Genomic DNA, 18,584 nt, shown 5'->3' on the forward strand with positions numbered 1-18,584 from the left:
CAACAGTGTTGCGTCAAAACAACAAATACAACGCGGATTTTCTACTTCTGATGATCATATAGCAACCTTCGATCACTATACCGCGCGGTATTCCGGGATCGATCGACGGAACGCCGGTCGCGCGAAGGCTCGCGGATGCGCGCAGGACGAACCGCGCGACATCGGGGGGCACGGGATCGGCGATGCGCGTCGCCCGGAACCGGCCCTGCGACCCATCCAGGCGCACCAGCGCCTAGATCACGCTCCAGGTGGTGCCGTCCTTGCCGTCCTTGACCGCCACGCCCATCGCGGCGAGGGCGTCGCGGGCGCGGTCCGAGGCGGCCCAGTCCTTGGCGGCGCGGGCGGCGGCGCGATCGGCGATCAGCGCCTCGATCGCCGTCACGTCGAGGCCCGCGGCCGCGACCGTGGCCGCGTCCCGCTCGGAGCGGGTCTGCCCGAGGAACCCGAGCAGGTTCGCCCCGGCGCGGAGGCGCGCCGGATCGTCGAGGCGGTGGATCTCGGCGAGCGCCGCGGCGGTGTTGAGGTCGTCGAGCAGCGGCTCCAGCACCGCCTCCGGCGCCTCGGCGGCGGGCCTTGCGTCGCCGACGGCGCCGTACCAGCGGTCGAGCATCCGCCGCGCCTCCTCGAGGCCGCGCAGGGTCCAGTCGATCGGCTGGCGGTAGTGCGACTTGAGCATGGCGAGTCGCACCACCTCGCCCGGCCAGTCGTTCAGCACCGCGCGCAAGGTGACGAAGTTGCCGGCCGACTTCGACATCTTCTCCCCCTCCACCTGGAGGAAGCCGTTGTGCAGCCAGGTGTTGGCCATCACCGGCGTGCCGAAGCAGCAGCGCGACTGCGCCACCTCGTTCTCGTGGTGGGGGAAGATCAGGTCGATGCCGCCGGCATGGATGTCGAAGGTCTGCCCGAGATGGCGCGCCGACATCGCCGAGCACTCGATGTGCCAGCCCGGGCGCCCAGGCGCGGCGATGCCCGACGGCGACGGCCAGGACGGCTCGCCGGGCTTCGAGGGCTTCCACAGCACGAAATCGAGGGGCGAGCGCTTGTAGGGCGCGACCTCGACCCGCGCCCCGGCCTCCATCTCGTCGAGCGGGCGCTTCGAGAGCGCGCCGTAATCGGGCATCGCGGGCACGTCGAACAGCACGTGGCCGGCGGCGACGTAGGCGTGGCCGGACGCGACCAGCGCCTCGATCATCGCGACCATCTCGGCGATGTGGTCGGTGGCGCGCGGCTCGATCATCCGCGGGCGCTCGCCGGGCACGTTCACGTCCTCCGGCATCAGCACGCCGAGGTCGCGCAGGTCCGCGTGGAAGGCGGCGAGCGTCCCGTCGGTGAGCGCGCGGATGGTGATGCCGCGCTCGGCGGCGCGGGCGTTGATCTTGTCGTCCACGTCGGTGACGTTGCGGGCGTAGGTGACGTGGGCCGCGCCGTAGACCCGGCGCAGCAGCCGGAACAGCAGGTCGAAGACGATGATCGGGCGCGCGTTGCCGATATGGGCCGCGTCGTAGACCGTCGGGCCGCAGGCATACATCCGGACATGGCTCGGATCGATCGGCGCGAAGGCCTCTTTGGCTCCGGTCAGCGTGTTGTAGAGCCGCAACATCGGCGCCATGAAACGTCCCTCGTCCTTCGCGGCCGCGATCCCGGCGGCGCTGCCCTCGCCAGGCGCCGGACCCGCGAAAACTCTCGTTTGGCGTCAGTGCCCTGGGCGCCGCGCGCCGCCCCCGCGGACGGGGCTCCGCGCGACCCGGCCCGCCGCAATGCCGCCGGCTTCGCGCCGAGCCGTGTTGCGGATCGGCGACGGTCCGGAGGCCCGGATCGGGCTACCCGAAATCCGTCAAGAATTCGAGACCGGCGCGGCGGCGCGCCGGCTCGGGCGGCGCGATCGGGTCCGGGCACGGAAATCCGATCGGCGCCGGAAAGCCTTTGTTTACCCCGCCGTCGGATTTTGACCGTCGAATTCCCGCCCGCGACTTCAACCCGCACGCCAGACCCTGAACCGGGGCATCCCCTGAACAAGGACGTATCCATGCGACGCTCGGCTGCCGGATTCGGTGCACTCGCTGCCGCTGCCCTCCTCGTCACGATCGCCCACGGCGCGATGGCCGCCGGCGACGGCGAGACCCCGGCCGGCAAGGGCGCGCCCCATGTCGAGAAGACCTTCCTGATCCCGTCGAGCGACGGCTACGGCGTCGGCGAGTGCCTGACCAGCCCCGGCAGCGAGTGCGGCCAGGTCGTCGCCAACGCCTGGTGCGAGGCGCAGGGCTACGCCACCGCCAACGCCTACGGGATCGCGGCCGCCGAGGAATACACCGGCGCCGTCGACCTCCCCGTTACCAAGCCGGCCGACCGCCCGATCCGCATCACCTGCCAGGATTGAGGGGGTCCCCGAAGCGTGCCCCCTCCCCCGCAGAGGGGGGAGGGACGCGTCCGCGTCACCCCTTCAGGAACGCGCCGCATTTCGGCGGCGGCTCGGTGCCCCAGGGCATCAGCGGCACGCTCGAGGTCGAGTTCTTGGGCGAACCCTGGATCACCTTGTCGGAATAGACCATGTAGATCAGCGTGTTGCGCTTGGCGTCGCAGCCGCGCACGATCTGCATCGACTTGAAGATCAGCGAGCGGCGCTCGCTGAAAACCACCTCGCCTTGGCCGAACTTGCCGGTGAACTGCACCGGCCCGACCTGGCGGCAGGCGAGCGAGATGTCGGAGACGTCCTCGGCCAGCCCGAGCGTGCCCTTGATGCCGCCCTTCTCCGGCTGGGTGTACCAGCACGCGACGCCGCTCACGAGCGGGTCGTCGACGCCGTAGACCACGAGCTTGTCGTTGGGCGTGAGCGGGCGCCAGACCGTCGACTTGTCGAAGATCCGGTCGGGTTCCTGCGCCGCGGCGGCGCCGGTGAGGCCCGCCAGCGCGGACAGGAACAGCGCGGCTCGCGCGCCGCGTGTGAGACCCCGAAGCAACATCGTCCGCCATTCCCCCGCTTGTGTCACCGCGGGCATGTAGGAGGGGTGTCGCCGATGCGCGAGGGCGTTTAAAAAAGTTAAGCCCGCCGGTGCTTCGCTCGCCGGCGCCACTCTCCACGACGCGGCGGACCGCACAGCTCCCCTTCCGCCCTGCGCCGAACCCCCGATCGTTCGCCATGCCGTCGATGCGCCACACCTTTCGCCCGCTCCGCCGCCCGCTCGCGATCCTCGCGCTGTGGCTCGGCGCGGTCGCGGCCGGGCAGGCCCAGGCGCCGTCCCCCGAGCCGAGCCAGTCCCCGCTTCCGAACCAGGCAAGCGTTCCGAGCCAGAGCCACCTGCCGAGCGCGGCCTGCCTGCGCTACCGGTCCGAGCTGGCGAGCCTCGGCAACGGCGCCAGCATGGTGCGCGCGCTCCAGAGCGAGATCGGCCGGCTCGAGGCCTATCACCGCTCCCTGAGCTGCGAGGGCGGCACCTTCCTGTTCTTCGACACGCGGCCCCCGCAATGCGGCGCGGTCGAGCAGCGCATCCGCGCGCTCAACGCCACCTACGGCGGTGCGGCGATCGACGACAGCGGCGCCCGCCGCCGCCAGCTGCAGGGCCTGATCGCCGCCTCCTGCGCCGATACGGCGCGCGTCGACCCCGCCACCGGCGAAGCCTATGCCCGCGGCGGCGCGCAGGTGATCTGCGTGCGCACCTGCGACGGCGCCTACTTCCCGATGCGCAACCTGCCCGAGGGCCGCAACGGCGCCGACGAGATGTGCCAGGCGCTCTGCCCCGGCACCGAGGCGGTGGCCTACTCGATGCCCTACGGCGACGAGGCGCTGAAGTCGGCCGCGACGGTGAAGGGCGGCAAGGCCTACGTCTCGCTCGCCAACGCGTTCAAGTTCCGCAAGACCTTCGTGCCGAACTGCTCGTGCAAGCCCGCCGACAGGACCTGGGCGCAGTCGCTGGTGAAGGCCGAGAGCATGCTGGTGCGGCACAAGGGCGACATCTTCGTCACGCCGATGCAGGCGGAGGCGCTGTCGCGCCCGGCCCCGAAGGTCCGCCTCACCCTGGTCGGCCGCGCCGACAAGACCGCCGCGGTGCTGGCAGCCGACGCCGCCGAGCGCTCGGGCCTGCCCGTCGAGATGGCGCCGAAGCCCGCGCCGGACCTCTCGACCGAGCCGTCGACGACCGGCACCGCCGAGCGCACGGTGCGCATCATCGCCCTCGATCGGCTCGTGCCGGCGAAGGCGCCCGCCCCCTGAGCGGCGGCGCCCGGACGCGGGAAACCGGAACCGGAATTTCGGAACCATCCGGCGCCTGAGGGGTTCGGTTCGGCCTTTTACACGATCCCCGAGGCCGACCGAATGCGGACACTCCGCCTGCTCCTCCTGACCGGCACGATGCTGCCCGGGCTCGTCCTCGCCGCACCGGCCTTCGCCCGGCAGGACGGCGCCTCCGGCACGATCCTCCTGGCGCAGGGCGGCCCCGACGAGCGCGGGCCGCGCGGCGGCGAAGGTCCCGGCGGGCGGGGTGGCGAGGGACCCGGCGGGCGCGGCGGAGAAGGCCGCGGCGGCGGGCGCGAAGGCCCGGCCGGCGGTCCGCCCGGCGGACGCGAGCGGCCGGAGCCGCGCCCCGAGCGGGCGCCGCCGCAGGAGCGTCCGCAGCCGCGTCCCGAGCGCGCGCCGCCGGCCGAGCGTCCGGCCCCGCAGGAGCGCGCCGCCCCGCCGGCGGCCCGCGAGCGCCCGGAGCCGCGCGAGGACCGTGCGCCGGCGCCCCGTCCCCAGGAACGGCCGCAGCCGGCCGAGCGCCCGGCGCCGCCCGCCGCCCGCGAGCGGCCCGAGCCGCGCGAGGATCGTGCGCCCGCCGCCCGTCCGCAGGAACGCCCGCAGCCGGCCGAGCGCCCTGCGCCGCCCCCAGCTCCCCCGGCCGCCCGCGAGCGCGACCCCGAGCGCGCCGCCCCGCCCGGGCGCCGCGACGCGCCGGACGCGGTCACCCGGCCGCCGGCCGCCGAGGCCCCGCCTGCGCGGACGCCGCCGCAGGCGCCCCCGCCCGCGCGGCCCGGTGCCGAGCCTAACCAGCCCGCGACGCCGCCGCTCGGCGCGCCGACGCCGCCGAATGCCGGCGAGCGCCCCGCGCCGAACGCGGCGCCCGGCGTTCCCGGCCGGCCGGTGCAGCCGCCCGGCGCACGCCCGGGCGAAGGCGGCCCGCAGGATCGCGCCACCCCGCCCGGCACGGCGCCCGCGACGGTGCCGGGCGCGCCGCCGGCGCAGCCCGGGGCGGTGGCGCCGAACGCGCGCCCCGGCGTTCCGGGCCGTCCGGTCCAGCGTCCCGATGCCGTCGAGCCCCCCGGCGCCGCCGGCGGGCCGGGCCGCCCCGGCGGCCCGAATGGCAATCCCAATGCCACCCCACCCAATGCCGCCCCGCCCAATGCCGCCCCGAACGCCGGCCCCGGCGTGCCCGGACGGCCGGTCCCGCCGCAGGGCGCCGGCCCGTTCGGCCCGGGCCGGGGCAATCCCGGCCAGCCGGGACTGCGCGGCTCCGACACGCAGCCGGGCGCCCAGCCCGGGCAGCCGGGCTACGATCCGCGCGGCGTGCCGACGGGCCGCGTCGGTGACCGCGACCGCGACGGCTTCAACCGTCCCGGCCGTCCCGGCTACATCCCCGGCGGCTTCAGCACCGACGACGAGGACGTGCGCGACTACGACCGCGTGCGTCGCGACCGCCGCGAGTTCAACGAGGACGGGCGGACCTACATCCGCGAGCCCGGCCGGATCATCGTGCGCGATCAGAACAACTACTTCATCCGCCACGACGAGAACGAGCGCTTCCGCGATATCGGCGGCGGCGGCTACCGCAGCGAGCGGCGCGGGCCGGACACCTACACCTATCTCGACCGTCCCGGCGGCGAGCAGATCGTGACGGTGGTGGACGACGGCGGCCGGATGCTGCGCCGCTACCGCCGCTTCCGCGACGGCCGCGAGGTCGTGCTGATCGACAACAGCTACGGCGGCGCCCCGCGCCCGATCTACGAGGACGTGGTCGACCTGCCGCCGCCCGACATCCGCATCCCGCGCGAGCGCTACGTGGTGGATTACGGCGCGGCCGACGAGCGCGCGGTCTACGAGGCCCTGTCGGCCCCGCCGGTGGTGGCGGTCGACCGGCGCTACACGCTGGACCAGGTCCGCTACAGCCCGCAGCTGCGTGCCCGGATGCGCAGCGTCGACATCGACACGATCACCTTCGACACCGCCTCGTTCACGGTCACGCCCGACCAGGCCGCCCGGCTCTCGACGATCGCGGCGGCGATCAACCAGGCGATCCGCGCCAACCCGCAGGAGGTGTTCTTGATCGAGGGCTACACCGACGCGGTCGGCGCCGACGTCGACAACCTGTCGCTGTCGGATCGGCGGGCGCAGTCGGTCGCAACGGTGCTGACCCAGAACTTCCAGGTGCCGCCCGAGAACCTGACCACGCAGGGCTACGGCGAGCAGTACCTGAAGGTGAACACGCAGAACGCCTCGCGCGAGAACCGCCGGGTCACGGTCCGCCGCATCACCCCGCTGCTGCAGCAGAGCGGGGCGCCCCCGGCGGCTCCCCCGCCGCGATAGGATGGGTGTGATGCCGGCCCGCCCCGGGCCGGCATCCGTCGACAGGCCGAATCAGAACCGGCAGGTGAGGTTGCCCTTCACCGCGTGGTCCTGCGCCCGCGCGCCGGTCTGGCCGGCATAGGCCGCGCCGAAGGTCACGCCGGAAGCCAGGCGCAGGTCGAGGCCGACCTCCGCCACCACCGCGTCCCGATCGATCGGGACGCCCGCCGCCAGGAAGCTCGGGCCCGCACCGAAGGACAGCAGCGCCTTCGGCACCACGTCGCCGTACGCCCGGCGGTAGCCGAGGAGCGCGTGCGCCGAGAGCGGCAGGCCGAGGCCGAGGTCGAAGGCCGCCTGCCCGCGCAGGCCCGCCGTCAGGGCACCGAGGTCGTAGTCGCGGGCGGACCCGGTCAGGGCGGCGACGCCGCCGGTCTCCGCGAAGCGGTCGCGGTGGATGCCGACATAGGCGCCACCGACGAAGGGCTCGACGTAGGTCGGGGCCGATCGCACCGGCACGCCCAGTTCCGCGTCCACCGGCACGGCCGGCGCGGGCGCTCCGACGAGGAACCGGTAGCCGATCTCGCCGAAGCCCTGCACCGTGGCGCCGCCGTAGCGGCCGGACGGCGTGTCGGACACGCCCGGAACGACGACAGTGCGGCGGGTGCGCAGGGATTCGTCGGCGTAGACCGAGCCGAGCCGCACCGAGACCGGGCCGAGCTCGTAGCCGCCGTAGACGCCGCCGAACCCGCCGGTGACGCCGGCCGATTCGCGGCGACCGGCGGTGTCGAGGGCGCTCTCGGCGTAGCCGCCGACGAGCCCGAGCCTGAACCCGCTCGGCAGGCGCACGTCGAGGCCGGCGGCGAAGCCCGCCAGCGTCCGGTCGAGGCCGAAGGCGTTGCCGCCGCCGGCGCCGCCGAAGGCGCCGAAGCCCTGGCCCCAGACGCCGACCACGGTCGGGTCGAGGATCCGCATCGGCACGGAGGCGATCATCGGCCGGCTTTCCGGCAGGTCGGCGGAATAGCGCGCCGGCAGGTCGCCGAAGCTCGGCCTGTCCGCCGAACCGGGGGTGACGCCCCAGCGCAGCCGGTCGAGGATCGCCTCGCGGACGAAGAACGTGGTTTGGTAGGACCCGGACACCGCCGAGGCGTGGACGTCGCCGGCAAGCGCCGGGAACGCGCCCTGCGCCTCCGGCGTGGTCAGCCCGACGGTCGCGGCGTAGGCGCCGGCGCCCGGGCCGCCCGCCTGGATCGCGTCGGCGACCGCCGCCGCGTTGCGGGTCGTGGCGATGGCGGAGAACGCCACGTCGTTGCGGGTCAGGGTCAGATCGACCGCGGTCGGCTCGTAGCGGAGCGTCGGCGTCAGGAAGGCGAAGTTCGATGTCGCGCCGGAAAACCGCCCCGACACGCCCCGGGCCGCACCGAGGATCGCGTAGCGGGTGCGCGGGCCGTAGCTGCCGGCTTGGGCCAGCACCTGCACCGTTCCGCCCGCGAGCGTGGCGGTGCCGGCCACCGCGAGGCGGTCGGACCGGCCGGCGGCGTCGGCCTCGACCTGATAGGCCGAGCCCGCCGCGAAGGCGGCGCTGCCCGCGACCGTCAGGGTGCCGATCGAATGGCCCGGCGCCACCGTGCCGCCCGGCAGGACGGCGAGCCCCCCCACCGTGCCCGAGCCGCCGAGCCGGCCGCCCGCGACGGTGACCGTCGAGACGAGCGAGCCGTCCACGGTCAGGGTTCCGCCGTTGACGAGGGTCGGGCCGGCATAGGTATCGGTGCCGCCCAGCCGCAGGGCGCCGCTGCCGTTCTTGATCAGGCCGCCGGGGCCGGAGATGTCGTTGTTCCAGCTGTCGCTCGCGCCGTAGCCGCCCTGCGACGCATCCATGGTCACGGAGACGGTGCTGGCGAAGGTCCCGTAGCCGTCGTTGGCGGCGTAGAGGTTGATCCGTCCCCAGCCGCCGTAGGTGTTCCCGTCGAGAAGCGGATACCCCGAGGGCAGGCCGGTGCTCGCCAGCACGTCCGTCCGCTGGGCGTCGGTCAGGTAGGGGAAGCGGGTGAGGAGCAGGACCTGCGCCTGGACCGGGACCTCCGCGGCGGTCATCGCGGCCTGCGGGCCCGTCGGCTGGAAGCCGTAGGTCATCCGCGCGCGGTAGTTCGCCCTGTTCTGCGCGGCGTCGCCGAAGGGGTCGGCGGCGCTCGACGCAGCCGCCACGCAGGCGCCCACGCTCGCGGCCCCGCAGGAGGCCGCGAGGTAGGACTGGGTCTGCCGGTAGGCTTCGTAGACCGCGTAGGCCGCGGCGTTGGCGGGGTTGGTCCAATCGAGCCGGTTGCCGCTCGCGTCGTAGAGCGCGGCGTAGATGTTCGTGGCGGCGATCGCGGTGGCCTCCATGCGGCCGCCCATCACGTCGAGGGGCGAGTGCATGCCGGCGAGGATGCGGTCGTTGCCGAGGTCGGCGGCGCGGGCGAGCAGTTCCTGGAACTGCTGCGGCACCAGGAAGCCGACGCCGAGCGCCTGGAGCGTGCCGGAATTGGTATGGCCGCTCGGAAAGGCGCCGTCCGCGTAGGGGTTGGTGCCGTTGATGACCGGCTGGAGCAGGGTGGGCACGCTGACGGAGGTCGAGACGCGGTAGGGCCGCGGCGCGGTGCCGACGCCCGGCAGGTAGTCGCCGACGCCGAAGGTGGCCGCGGTGAAGGTGCCCGCCGCATCGAAGCTGCCGACGTTCGGCGCGGTGAGCGGCCTTCCGCCGTTGGCATCGATCATCGCCCGGGTCACGGTGAAGCCGCGGACCCAGGCCGCCGTGGTGCCGTAGACGGCGGGGACGGGGAAGCTCGACAGGTAGGCCGGGACGACGAGGCTCGCGGTGTCGGACGCCCTCAGCGCGGTCCGGTTCGTGATCGCGTTGTAGTTGCCGTAGCGGGGGTCCAGCGGGTCGACGGCCGGCGTCGCGCCCTGGTAGCGCTCGAAGATCCGCTTGGCCGGCTCGGTCGAGCCGTTCGCCCGGACCACGTTGTTGATGAAGCTCACCGCCGCGGCGAGCGGCGTCGCGGTTCCGTTGCCGAAGGTGGTCGTCCCGGCGCTGGCACCGGTGCCCAGGCCGATGTCGGCCGCGTATTCGGACAGCGTCGGCGCGGCGTAGGTGGTGGGCGTCAGACGCGCGGGCGTCGTCCCGCCGAACGAGGCGCCGGCGCCCGTGAGATACAGGCCGGTCAGCGGCCCGAGGCCGTTGAGCACGCTGTAGGGCTGCGCGGTCCGGTCGTCGCGCACCGCCGCAAGCGTCTGGTCGGCGGTGCGCGCCTGCGTCATCGATACGACGGTCTGGTAGTTCTGCGTCAGCACCGCGGGGTCGCCCGTTAGGAGCCGCCCGTAGCTGTCGAACAGGCGGTCGAGGACGGTACCCGGACTCACGGACGTGCTGTTGGGAAAGCCCGGCGCCGGCCCTGCCGGAAGCGCCTGCGCGTCCGCACGGGCCGGCAGGAGGACGGTCGCGCCGAGGAGGGCGGCCTTGAGCGGAACGCGCATGGAGGGTCCATTCAAGCGGCGGGGGTCGAAACGGATGACCGGGCGATCGCGCGCCCTGGGCCGCCGGCCCAGTAGAACGCGCGCTCCAGTTGTATCGATGACGTATTCTGCACCCGAGCCGTCAGGTTTCGCCGGGTGATGCCAATGCGGGCGCTGGTGCGACGCCCGTTTCGTCGCTCTGTGCTTGCGGTAACGCTTATCCAGCGGCCGTGTAAGTCTTGTGACGGCCCTTCCGTCCGGCCGCGAGTACCCGGCCTCCGGGTTCGCCGCGGGCGATCGTCTTGGCCGATACGCTGGTCGCGCGGCCGGTGCCGGTGCCGCCGCGGCGGGCTCAGGGATCCGTGCGTCGGCCGGGCGGCCGTGGAAAGCGTCGGAATCGAACCGCTCTGCGCCTTCGGCTGTTGACGCCGGCCCGGGACGCGGCCCAACACCGACGCCGCCACCGGACGGAGCCGGAACCAGGAACGCATGAGCGACGGCGTCGAGCTGATCCGATCGGGCACGCCGGTCTTCCGCCGCACGGCGCTGGCGCTGGCGGCGGCCGGATTCTCCACCTTCGCGGTGCTCTACGGCGTGCAGCCGCTGCTGCCGGTCTATGCCGACGATTTCGGCGTGTCGCCGGCCGAGAGCAGCCTCGCCCTGTCGCTGCCCTGCGGGGTGCTGGCGGTGGCGCTGCTCTTCGTCAGCCCGATTTCCGAGGTGCTCGGCCGCAAGCCGGTGATGCTGGCCTCGCTCTTCGCCTCCGCCCTCCTCACGATCGTCGCCGCGCTGGTGCCGAGCTGGCACGGGTTCCTGGTGCTGCGCGCGCTCACCGGCCTCGCCGCGAGCGGTCTGCCGGCGGTGGCGATGGCCTATCTCGGTGAGGAGATGGACGGGCGCTCGATTGGCCTGTCGATGGGCCTGCTCGTCGGCGGCAACGCGGTCGGCGGGATGTGTGGGCGGCTGATCGCCGGCATCATCGCCGACCACGCCTCGTGGCGGCTCGGGATCGGCACCATCGGCGTGCTGGCGCTGGTCGCGGCCTTCGCGTTCTGGTGGGCGCTGCCGCCCTCGCGCAGCTTCGTCGCCCACCCGATGCGCTGGCGCGAGGTGCCCGGCACCTTCGGCCAGCACTTCCGCGATCCCGGCCTGCCGTGGCTGTTCGCGGAAGCCTTCCTGCTGATGGGCGGCTTCGTATGCGTCTACAACTACATCGGCTTCCGCCTGCTCGACCCGCCGTTCTCGCTGAGCCAGACCGCGATCGGCGCGATCTTCGTCGTCTACCTGTTCGGCACGATGAGCTCGACGCTCACCGGCGAGGTCGCGAGCCGGCTCGGGCGGCGCAAGGTGCTGTGGCTGGCGATCACCGTGGCGATCGCCGGCATCCTAATGACCCTGTCGCAGAGCCTGTGGCTTGTCGTGCTCGGCATCGTCGTCGTCACCATCGGCTTCTTCGGCGCCCATTCGGTGGCGAGCAGCTGGATCGGCCGCCGCGCCCTGCGCGATCGCGCCCAGGCCTCGGCGGTGTACCTGTCGCTGTACTACCTCGGCTCGTCGGTGCTCGGCACGATGGGTGGCTGGTTCTTCGCCCATTCCGGCTGGACCGGCGTGGTGGCGTTCGTCGGCCTGCTCTACGGGCTGGCGCTCGCCGTCGCGCTCCGGCTCTCGCGCCTCGCGCCGCTGGTGCCGGCGCCCTGAGGGAGGATCCCATGAGCGCCCCCACGCGCCGCCACGAGACCCACGTCGCCGACCGGTTCGGCGCGCAGGCCGCGTCCTACGTCGCGAGCGCGGTCCACGCCGCCGGCGCCGACCTCGACCGCATCGCCGAGCGCATGCGAACGGTGCGCCCGGCCCGCGCCCTCGATCTCGGCTGCGGCGGCGGCCACGTCGCCTTCGCGATGGCGCCGCATGCCGGCACGGTCACCGCGCTCGACCTCTCGCCCGACATGCTCGCCGCGGTGGCGGCGGAAGCGGGCCGGCGCGGCTTGCCCAACATCGCGACCGAGGCCGGCTCGGCCGCGGCGCTGCCGTTTCCCGACGCGGCCTTCGACGCGGTCGCGACCCGCTTCAGCGCGCATCACTGGCGCGATGTGCGGGCCGGCCTCGCCGAAGCGCGGCGCGTGGCCAAGCCCGGCGCGCCGGCGCTCGTCGCCGACATCGTCGCCCCGGACGACGCCCTCCTCGACACCCATCTCCAGGCGGTCGAGCTGCTGCGCGATCCCTCGCACGTGCGCGACTATTCCGTGCCCGAGTGGCTGGCGATGCTCGCCGAGGCGGGATTCACCGTCGACAGGATCACCCACGGCCGCCTGCGCATGGACTTTGCCACCTGGATCGCCCGGATGCGCACGCCCGAGCCGCTGGTCACCGCGATCCGCGCCCTCCAGGCCACCGCCCCCGACGAGGTCGCCCACCATTTCGGCCTCGCGCCGGACGGGAGCTTCTGGCTCGACACGGTGCTGATCGAGGCGGTGGCGGCTTAGGGGCGTCGCAGGCGCCGGGATGGGCCAACCCGTCATTCCGGGGCGCCGCGGGCGAGCCCGGAATCCAGAACCGCCGCGCGCGCGAACCGAGGCACCACCTGCGGCTCTGGTTTCCGGGCTCCGCTTCGCAGCCCCGGAATGAGCGCGCCCGATGTCATGACCATCGCGGTGCCCGACCAGCGCGCCCCTCCCTCCCCCTCTTTTGCGGGGAAGGGAAAAGCGGCCGCGCCTCACCCCCAAAGGTCTCGCTCCGGCGGATGGATCGTGCTGCCCTCGAACAGCAGGCCCGGCGTGCGGTCGCGGGCGAGGAGCAGCGGGCCGTCGAGGTCGATCGTGTCGGCGTGGTGGGCGAGCAGCATCGCCGGGGCCATGGCGAGCGAGGTGCCGACCATGCAGCCGATCATCAGCGAGAGGCCGCGGGCGCGGGCCTCGTGGGCGAGCATGATCGCCTCGGTGAGGCCGCCGGTCTTGTCGAGCTTGATGTTGATCGCGTCGTAGCGGCCGGCCAGATGATCGAGCCCGGCGCGGTCGTGCAGGCTCTCGTCGGCGCAGATCGGGATCGGGCGCTCGATCCGGCTCAGAAGCCCGTCGTCGTCGGCCGGCAGCGGCTGCTCGATCAGCGTCACGCCGGCGGCGAGGCAGGCCGCGAGGTTGGCCTCGAGCGTCTCCGGCCCCCACGCCTCGTTGGCGTCGACGATGAGCCGGCTGTCGGGCGCGCCGCGGCGCACCGCGGCGATGCGCGCGGGGTCGCCCGCGCCGCCGAGCTTCACCTTGAGCAGCGGGCGGGCCGACGCGTCGCGCGCGGCCGCCTCCATGCTCTCGGGTGTGCCGAGGCTCAGGGTGTAGGCGGTGGTGGCCGGCGACGGCGCCGCGAGCCCGGCGATCTCCCAGGCCGGGCGGCCGGACGCCTTGGCCTCGAAATCGAACAGCGCGCAGTCGAGCGCGTTGCGCGCCGCACCGGGCTTCATCCGCTCCAGCAGCTCGGCGCGGCCGAGGCCGGCGGCGATCGCGTCGCCTTGCGCCTCGATCGCCGCGGCCACGCTCTCGACGCTCTCGCCGTAGCGCGGATAGGGCACGCACTCGCCCCAGCCGGCGACCGCCCGCTCGGCGTCGGCGATCCGCGCGGTGACGACCACGGCTTCCGTGCGGCTGCCGCGGCTGATCGTGAAGGCGCCGGCGATCGGGAAGCGCTCGACGGCGACCGCGAGCCGCCTCACGGCGCGGTCTCCGGGAACTCGGCGATCAGCCGGTCGACGAGGCCCTCGACGCCGAAGCGCACCGGGTCGGTGGCGGGCAGGCCGTACTCGGCGCCGAGCTTCTCGAGCAGCGCGCGGGCGGGATCCTCCTCGAGGGCCTGGGTGTTCACGGCGATGCCGGTGGGCCTGATGCCAGGGTTGGTCAGGCTGCCGAGCTGGATCGTCAGGTCGATCACCTGGCGGATCGAGGGCAGCGGGTGCTGGACGCCGCGCATCGTCGTGCGGCTCGGCTCGTGGCAGACCACGAAGGCGTCCGCCTGCGCCCCGTGCAGCAGCCCGAGGCTGACGCCGGCAAACGACGGGTGGTAGAGCGAGCCCTGGCCCTCGATCAGGTCCCAGTGCTTCGGGTCGGCCGCGGGCGCGATCCACTCCACCGCGCCGGAGATGAAGTCGGCCACCACCGCGTCGATCGCGACGCCGCGGCCGGAGATGAACACCCCGGTCTGGCCGGTGGCGCGGAAATCCGCGTCCATGCCGCGCGCGCGCATCCCCTTCTCCAGCGCCAGCACCGTGTACTTCTTGCCGACCGAGCAATCGGTCCCGACCGCGAGCAGGCGGCGGCCCGGGCGCTTGGTGCCCTTGCCGGTGGCGAAGGTCTCGTCGGTGTGGCGCACGTCGTGCAGCGCCCGGCCGCGGCGCGCGGCCGCCTCGGCGATGGCCGGCACCGCGCCGAGGCGCGCGTGCAGGCCGCTCGCGATGTCGAACCCGGCCTCCAGCGCGGCGACGATCTCGGCGACCCAGTGCTCCGGCAGCACGCCGCCGGCATTGGCGACGCCGATCACCATCGTGCGGCAGCCCTTGGCCAGCGCCTCGTCGAGGGTCAGGTCGGGGATGCCGAGGTCGGCCGCGCAGCCCGGCAGGCGGATCTGGCCGATGCACCAGTCCGGGCGCCAGTCGACGATGCCGTAGGCGGTCTTGGCGGCGAGCCGGTCCGGCACGTCGCCGAGGAACATCAGATAGGGCGTCTCGATCTGCATCGGCCGTCATCCCTTGTCGCGCGCCGTGTCGCGCGCGTCGTCGCGGTCTCGTCCCTATCGCGGGATCGCGTCCGCGGGGCAATGCACGATCACGGCCAGACCGCGCTTCGCCGACGCTTCGCCCTTGCGGCCCGCCCGGTTGTGCGGTGTGGTCCCCGCCGAAACCGATGAAGGGCCATGTGGCATGATCAGGATGTACGGCAACTGGCGCTCGGCCGCCGCCTTCCGGGTGCGGATCGCGCTGAAGCTGAAGGGGATCGCCTACGAGGAGACCTTCATCGACCTCGATGCCGGCGACCAGCACGCGCCGGAATTCCGCGCGATCAACCCGCAGGGCGCGGTGCCCGCCCTGTTCGACGGCGACGGGCCGCCGCTGACCCAGTCGCTCGCGATCCTCGACTACCTGGAGGAGACCAAGGGCGGCGTGAAGCTGCTGCCGGCCGATCCGCGGGAGCGGGCGCGCGCCCGCTCGCTGGCGCAGCTCGTGGCCTGCGACACCCACCCGCTCTACGTGCCGCGGGTGCGCACCTACCTGATGGAGGCCTACGATCTCCCCAGGGAGCGCATGATGGGCTTCGTCCGCCACGCCTTCGAGAGCGGCCTGAAGACGCTGGAGACCCGGCTCTCCACGGAGCCCGGCACCGGCCGGTTCAGCCAGGGCGACGCGGTGAGCCACGCCGACCTCTGCCTCGTCAGCCTGTGGGTCGGCACGGGCATCTTCGGGGTGGAGACCGCGCCCTACCCCACCGTGGCGCGCATCGCCGAGGCGTGCCTGGCGCTGCCGGCCTTCGCCGAGGCCCATCCCAAGCGCCAGCCCGGCGCGCCGGCCGCGTGAGGCCGCCGCTCGCGGCCGATGCTTGAGCGATAGGCTTGAGGCATGGCCAAAAAATTTTGACGGCGCCCGCCGGATTACGGCCATCCCGGTATGGTCTAGAACCGTTCCGAGATGGCCCCGCCCGGAACGGCGGCACGGGTGGTGCCTGTGCACGGGGGCACCACCGGCGATGAGGCGGCGACGGCCGCACCGAGGAGCAACGAGACAGGCATGGTACCGGGCGAGAACGAACAGGGCCTGCACCGCATCGTCGTGGTCGGCGGCGGCGCGGCGGGCCTTCAGCTGGCGACCAAGCTCGGGGACAAGCTCGGGCGCGGCAAGGACGTCCACGTCACCCTGGTCGACCGGGCGCGCACCCACATCTGGAAGCCGCTGCTGCACGAGGTCGCCGCCGGCAGCCTCGACGTCGGCCACCACGCGGTCGACTACCTACACCACGCCCACCAGCACCATTTCCGCTACCGCATCGGCGAGATGACCGGGCTCGACCGGACGGCGCGCACGATCCAGCTCGCCGCCAGCCACGATGCGGAAGGCCGCGAGATCACGCCGGTGCGCTCGGTCGGTTACGACACCCTGGTGATGGCGGTGGGCTCCACCACCAACGATTTCGGCACGCCCGGGGTGAAGGAGCACGCCATCGCGCTCGACACCCAGGACCAGGCGGTGCGCTTCCACCAGCGGCTGGTGAACGCGATGCTGCGCGCCCACACCCAGGTCGGCCCGGTGCGGCCGGGGCAGCTCCACGTCACGGTGATCGGCGCCGGCGCGACCGGCACCGAGCTTGCGGCCGAGCTGCACCGGACCGTCCGCGACGTGGTCTCCACCGGCATGGACCGGATCGATCCGGCCAAGGACCTCAAGATCACCCTGGTCGAGGCGGCCGACCGCATCCTGCCGGCGGTGCCGCCGCGGCTCTCGTCCGAGGTGATGGCGCTGCTCGCCAAGATCGGCGTCGAGGTCCGCGTCCAGGCGCGGGTCACGGAGGTGCGCGCCGACGGCGTGGCGCTGGCCGACGGCGCGTTCATCCCGTCCGAGCTCGTGGTCTGGGCGGCCGGCGTGAAGGCGCCGCCGTTCCTGCAGGGCCTCGGCGGCCTGGAGACCACCCGCACCAACCAGCTCGTGGTGACGCCGACGCTGCAGACCACCCACGATCCCGACATCTTCGCGGTGGGCGACTGCGCCTACCTCGTCGAGGCCGGCTCCGACCGGCCGGTGCCGCCCCGCGCCCAGGCGGCGCACCAGCAGGCGACCTACCTGATCAAGCAGATCCCCGCCCGCATCGCCGGGCGGCCGCTGAAGCCGTTCAAGTACCGCGACTTCGGCTCGCTCGTCTCGCTCGGCGAATACTCGACGGTCGGCAGCCTGATGGGGTTCATCCGCGGCAAGAACATGTTCATCGCCGGGCTGTTCGCGCGGATGATGTACCGCTCGCTGTACAAGATGCACGAGCAGGCCCTGCACGGCACGGTGAAGACCGCCCTCGACGCTGCCGCCCGCGCGCTCACCCGCCGCACCGAGGCGCGGGTGAAGCTGCACTGAAGCGGTTCGGGGCGTGACGCGTCGTCGCTTCCGAGCGAGTCGGCCGCGTCTCGCCCTGCACCTCGGATGGAAGGCGACGATCGACGGACCCGAGGCGGTGATGCGGAGAACGCCTTGGCCAAGCCGGATCAAGCCATGAGGACGACCAAGCCGGATGCATGGTCGCCGACCTCCATCGCCGTCTTGGCAATGGGCGGGGTCCTCTTCGTGCTTGCCATCCATGCAGGCGGCCCGTTCTTGCTGTTCCTGCCGGCATTCGTGATCTCGGTCATGGCGATCGCGGTCACATGGGTCGCCTGCGATTTCCGGCGACGGCGCATACGCCGTGCGTTTTCGATCGCCGCCGGCATCGGCGTGGCGGTCGGCATCACGTATCACGCGCCTCTCTTCGTGCAGTGGAAGGATAGGAACGCGTTCCAAGCGCGCCAAGCAGAGTTCGTGCGGCAGGTCGAGGATGTACGGGCAAAGCAGACGGCGACGGACCCATTGCAGATCGTCGTGGATTACGACGACGAGTCAGAGTTCGCGACAACGAACGCGTTTCACTACATCATCTATGACGAAACGGACGGAGCAGGACCGTATCGGCGGCTTTACTGGCCGTACGCGAAATCGTCCACTGGCGTCATATCGGTCAATATACCGAGCACCATGCAACATATGACCGGCCATTTCTACAGTTTCCGCGCATCGAACTGACCGGGGCGATCGAAGGCTCGCGAGTCGAAGCACGGCAGTCGTCGGCGGACGGACGCCGTTGCGTCGGGCATCATTCGGTGGTTCCGTGCCGGCGGCGCGCGGCAGACGCGCCGCTAGGGAGTGTTCGATAGCCATGATCCTCGTCAGCGTGATGTATCCGGCCGGTCCCCGGTTCGACATGGACTACTATCTCGGCCACCACATGCCGCTGGTGCGCGAGCGCTGGTCGCCCCTGGGCCTGCACGAGGCCAAGATCGTGCGCGGCGTCGGCACGCCGGACGGCAAGCCGGCCCCGTTCCAGGTGATGGCGCTGCTGACCTTCGAATCGGCCGACGCCTTCACGAAGGCCGCGGCCGAGCACGGCCCCGAGATCTTCGGCGACATCCCCAAGTTCACCGACGCCCAGGCCGCGGTGCAGATCAACGAATTGCCCGAGGCGACCGCGTGATCGACATCGTCCAGGCGGTCCAGGCCGCCGACCCCGGCCTCGGCACCCGCGTGATCGTGCTGCGCCCGGATTCGCGGGCGCTCGCCACCGCCGAGGCGCTGGTGCCCGAGGCCGAGGCCTGGATCGCCGAGAACGCGCCCGGCGCCCGCCTCGTGCGCAAGACCATCCTGCTCGCCCCCTATCCCGGCGCCATGCCGGCCGAGCGCGAGGTCACCGTGATGGCGTTCGCGGAGGCGCAGCACCTTGCCGCCTTCGCCACCGCCTGGACGGCCGACCCGGAGCCCGAGGACGACGCGACCGCGCCGGAGGCGTAGGGGCCCGTC

The 18,584-nt window shown here is 73.0% G+C and carries 15 protein-coding genes; 10 read left to right on the forward strand and 5 right to left on the reverse strand.

What is annotated here, in order from left to right:
* Positions 1-232: 232 nt before the first annotated feature.
* Positions 233-1,609 (reverse strand): cysteine--tRNA ligase, encoded by a 1,377-nt coding sequence (gene cysS / locus ACFZ8E_RS21345; RefSeq protein WP_405043731.1) that lies wholly within the window; start codon positions 1,607-1,609, stop codon positions 233-235.
* 417 nt (positions 1,610-2,026) lie between these two features.
* On the opposite strand from cysS, the gene ACFZ8E_RS21350 reads away from it, so the two are divergent.
* Positions 2,027-2,377, forward strand: a complete 351-nt coding sequence (locus ACFZ8E_RS21350; RefSeq protein ID WP_147729418.1) for a hypothetical protein — start codon at positions 2,027-2,029, stop codon at positions 2,375-2,377.
* 55 nt (positions 2,378-2,432) lie between these two features.
* Here the strand turns inward: ACFZ8E_RS21350 and ACFZ8E_RS21355 are convergent, their stop codons facing one another.
* Positions 2,433-2,960: a CreA family protein gene (locus tag ACFZ8E_RS21355; protein WP_147729417.1), complete on the reverse strand. Its 528-nt coding sequence runs from the start codon at positions 2,958-2,960 to the stop codon at positions 2,433-2,435.
* A 185-nt stretch (positions 2,961-3,145) separates the two neighbouring features.
* Here ACFZ8E_RS21355 and ACFZ8E_RS21360 point away from each other — a divergent pair, with 185 nt between their 5' ends.
* A complete protein-coding gene (locus ACFZ8E_RS21360) occupies positions 3,146-4,207 on the forward strand; it encodes a DUF2865 domain-containing protein (protein WP_405044428.1) in 1,062 nt (353 codons plus the stop codon).
* A 102-nt stretch (positions 4,208-4,309) separates the two neighbouring features.
* Complete coding sequence (locus ACFZ8E_RS21365; protein ID WP_405043732.1) at positions 4,310-6,553, forward strand: OmpA family protein; 2,244 nt, start codon at positions 4,310-4,312, stop codon at positions 6,551-6,553.
* Positions 6,554-6,604: 51 nt separating this feature from the next.
* Here the strand turns inward: ACFZ8E_RS21365 and ACFZ8E_RS21370 are convergent, their stop codons facing one another.
* Complete coding sequence (locus tag ACFZ8E_RS21370; RefSeq protein WP_405043733.1) at positions 6,605-10,042, reverse strand: autotransporter domain-containing protein; 3,438 nt, start codon at positions 10,040-10,042, stop codon at positions 6,605-6,607.
* A 468-nt stretch (positions 10,043-10,510) separates the two neighbouring features.
* On the opposite strand from ACFZ8E_RS21370, the gene ACFZ8E_RS21375 reads away from it, so the two are divergent.
* Together ACFZ8E_RS21375 and ACFZ8E_RS21380 are read left to right on the forward strand one after the other, a co-directional pair.
* Positions 10,511-11,719 (forward strand): MFS transporter, encoded by a 1,209-nt coding sequence (locus ACFZ8E_RS21375; RefSeq protein ID WP_147728774.1) that lies wholly within the window; start codon positions 10,511-10,513, stop codon positions 11,717-11,719.
* Positions 11,720-11,730: 11 nt separating this feature from the next.
* Positions 11,731-12,504, forward strand: coding sequence for a class I SAM-dependent methyltransferase (locus tag ACFZ8E_RS21380; RefSeq protein ID WP_405043734.1), 774 nt, complete (start codon positions 11,731-11,733; stop codon positions 12,502-12,504).
* A 230-nt stretch (positions 12,505-12,734) separates the two neighbouring features.
* Here the strand turns inward: ACFZ8E_RS21380 and dgcA are convergent, their stop codons facing one another.
* Together dgcA and dgcN are read right to left on the reverse strand one after the other, a co-directional pair.
* Complete coding sequence (gene dgcA / locus ACFZ8E_RS21385; RefSeq protein ID WP_243932735.1) at positions 12,735-13,721, reverse strand: N-acetyl-D-Glu racemase DgcA; 987 nt, start codon at positions 13,719-13,721, stop codon at positions 12,735-12,737.
* Positions 13,718-14,737, reverse strand: a complete 1,020-nt coding sequence (gene dgcN, locus ACFZ8E_RS21390; protein ID WP_147727657.1) for an N-acetyltransferase DgcN — start codon at positions 14,735-14,737, stop codon at positions 13,718-13,720. Before dgcN ends, dgcA begins: the two co-directional genes overlap by 4 nt.
* Positions 14,738-14,924: 187 nt before the next feature.
* On the opposite strand from dgcN, the gene maiA reads away from it, so the two are divergent.
* The 5 genes from maiA (at position 14,925) to ACFZ8E_RS21415 (ending at position 18,575) form a co-directional block, all read left to right on the forward strand.
* Positions 14,925-15,572 carry a maleylacetoacetate isomerase gene (gene maiA / locus ACFZ8E_RS21395; RefSeq protein WP_147727662.1) on the forward strand — a complete coding sequence of 216 codons (648 nt, stop codon included), beginning with the start codon at positions 14,925-14,927 and terminating at the stop codon, positions 15,570-15,572.
* A gap of 210 nt (positions 15,573-15,782) precedes the next feature.
* Positions 15,783-17,114: an NAD(P)/FAD-dependent oxidoreductase gene (locus ACFZ8E_RS21400; protein ID WP_147727658.1), complete on the forward strand. Its 1,332-nt coding sequence runs from the start codon at positions 15,783-15,785 to the stop codon at positions 17,112-17,114.
* Positions 17,115-17,249: 135 nt separating this feature from the next.
* Positions 17,250-17,813, forward strand: coding sequence for a hypothetical protein (locus ACFZ8E_RS21405; RefSeq protein WP_405043735.1), 564 nt, complete (start codon positions 17,250-17,252; stop codon positions 17,811-17,813).
* A gap of 133 nt (positions 17,814-17,946) precedes the next feature.
* The gene (locus ACFZ8E_RS21410) at positions 17,947-18,261 is read left to right on the forward strand and encodes an EthD family reductase (RefSeq protein ID WP_147727659.1); all 315 of its coding nucleotides are present in this window, start codon (positions 17,947-17,949) and stop codon (positions 18,259-18,261) included.
* A complete protein-coding gene (locus ACFZ8E_RS21415) occupies positions 18,258-18,575 on the forward strand; it encodes a hypothetical protein (protein ID WP_243932731.1) in 318 nt (105 codons plus the stop codon). The genes ACFZ8E_RS21410 and ACFZ8E_RS21415 overlap by 4 nt, the downstream gene beginning before the upstream one ends.
* The last annotated feature ends 9 nt before the right edge of the window (positions 18,576-18,584 follow it).

Source organism: Methylobacterium sp. HMF5984 (genome assembly GCF_045033435.1).
In the GTDB taxonomy this organism is placed as follows: Bacteria; Pseudomonadota; Alphaproteobacteria; order Rhizobiales; family Beijerinckiaceae; genus Methylobacterium.

What these genes read in the sequence shown, in the direction of transcription:
- cysS (WP_405043731.1), bottom strand. Translation starts at nt 1,609, where the DNA reads ATGGCGCCGATGTTGCGGCTCTACAACACGCTGACCGGAGCCAAAGAG.
- ACFZ8E_RS21350 (WP_147729418.1), top strand. Translation starts at nt 2,027, where the DNA reads ATGCGACGCTCGGCTGCCGGATTCGGTGCACTCGCTGCCGCTGCCCTC.
- ACFZ8E_RS21355 (WP_147729417.1), bottom strand. Translation starts at nt 2,960, where the DNA reads ATGTTGCTTCGGGGTCTCACACGCGGCGCGCGAGCCGCGCTGTTCCTG.
- ACFZ8E_RS21360 (WP_405044428.1), top strand. Translation starts at nt 3,146, where the DNA reads ATGCGCCACACCTTTCGCCCGCTCCGCCGCCCGCTCGCGATCCTCGCG.
- ACFZ8E_RS21365 (WP_405043732.1), top strand. Translation starts at nt 4,310, where the DNA reads ATGCGGACACTCCGCCTGCTCCTCCTGACCGGCACGATGCTGCCCGGG.
- ACFZ8E_RS21370 (WP_405043733.1), bottom strand. Translation starts at nt 10,042, where the DNA reads ATGCGCGTTCCGCTCAAGGCCGCCCTCCTCGGCGCGACCGTCCTCCTG.
- ACFZ8E_RS21375 (WP_147728774.1), top strand. Translation starts at nt 10,511, where the DNA reads ATGAGCGACGGCGTCGAGCTGATCCGATCGGGCACGCCGGTCTTCCGC.
- ACFZ8E_RS21380 (WP_405043734.1), top strand. Translation starts at nt 11,731, where the DNA reads ATGAGCGCCCCCACGCGCCGCCACGAGACCCACGTCGCCGACCGGTTC.
- dgcN (WP_147727657.1), bottom strand. Translation starts at nt 14,737, where the DNA reads ATGCAGATCGAGACGCCCTATCTGATGTTCCTCGGCGACGTGCCGGAC.
- ACFZ8E_RS21400 (WP_147727658.1), top strand. Translation starts at nt 15,783, where the DNA reads ATGGTACCGGGCGAGAACGAACAGGGCCTGCACCGCATCGTCGTGGTC.
- ACFZ8E_RS21405 (WP_405043735.1), top strand. Translation starts at nt 17,250, where the DNA reads ATGAGGACGACCAAGCCGGATGCATGGTCGCCGACCTCCATCGCCGTC.
- ACFZ8E_RS21410 (WP_147727659.1), top strand. Translation starts at nt 17,947, where the DNA reads ATGATCCTCGTCAGCGTGATGTATCCGGCCGGTCCCCGGTTCGACATG.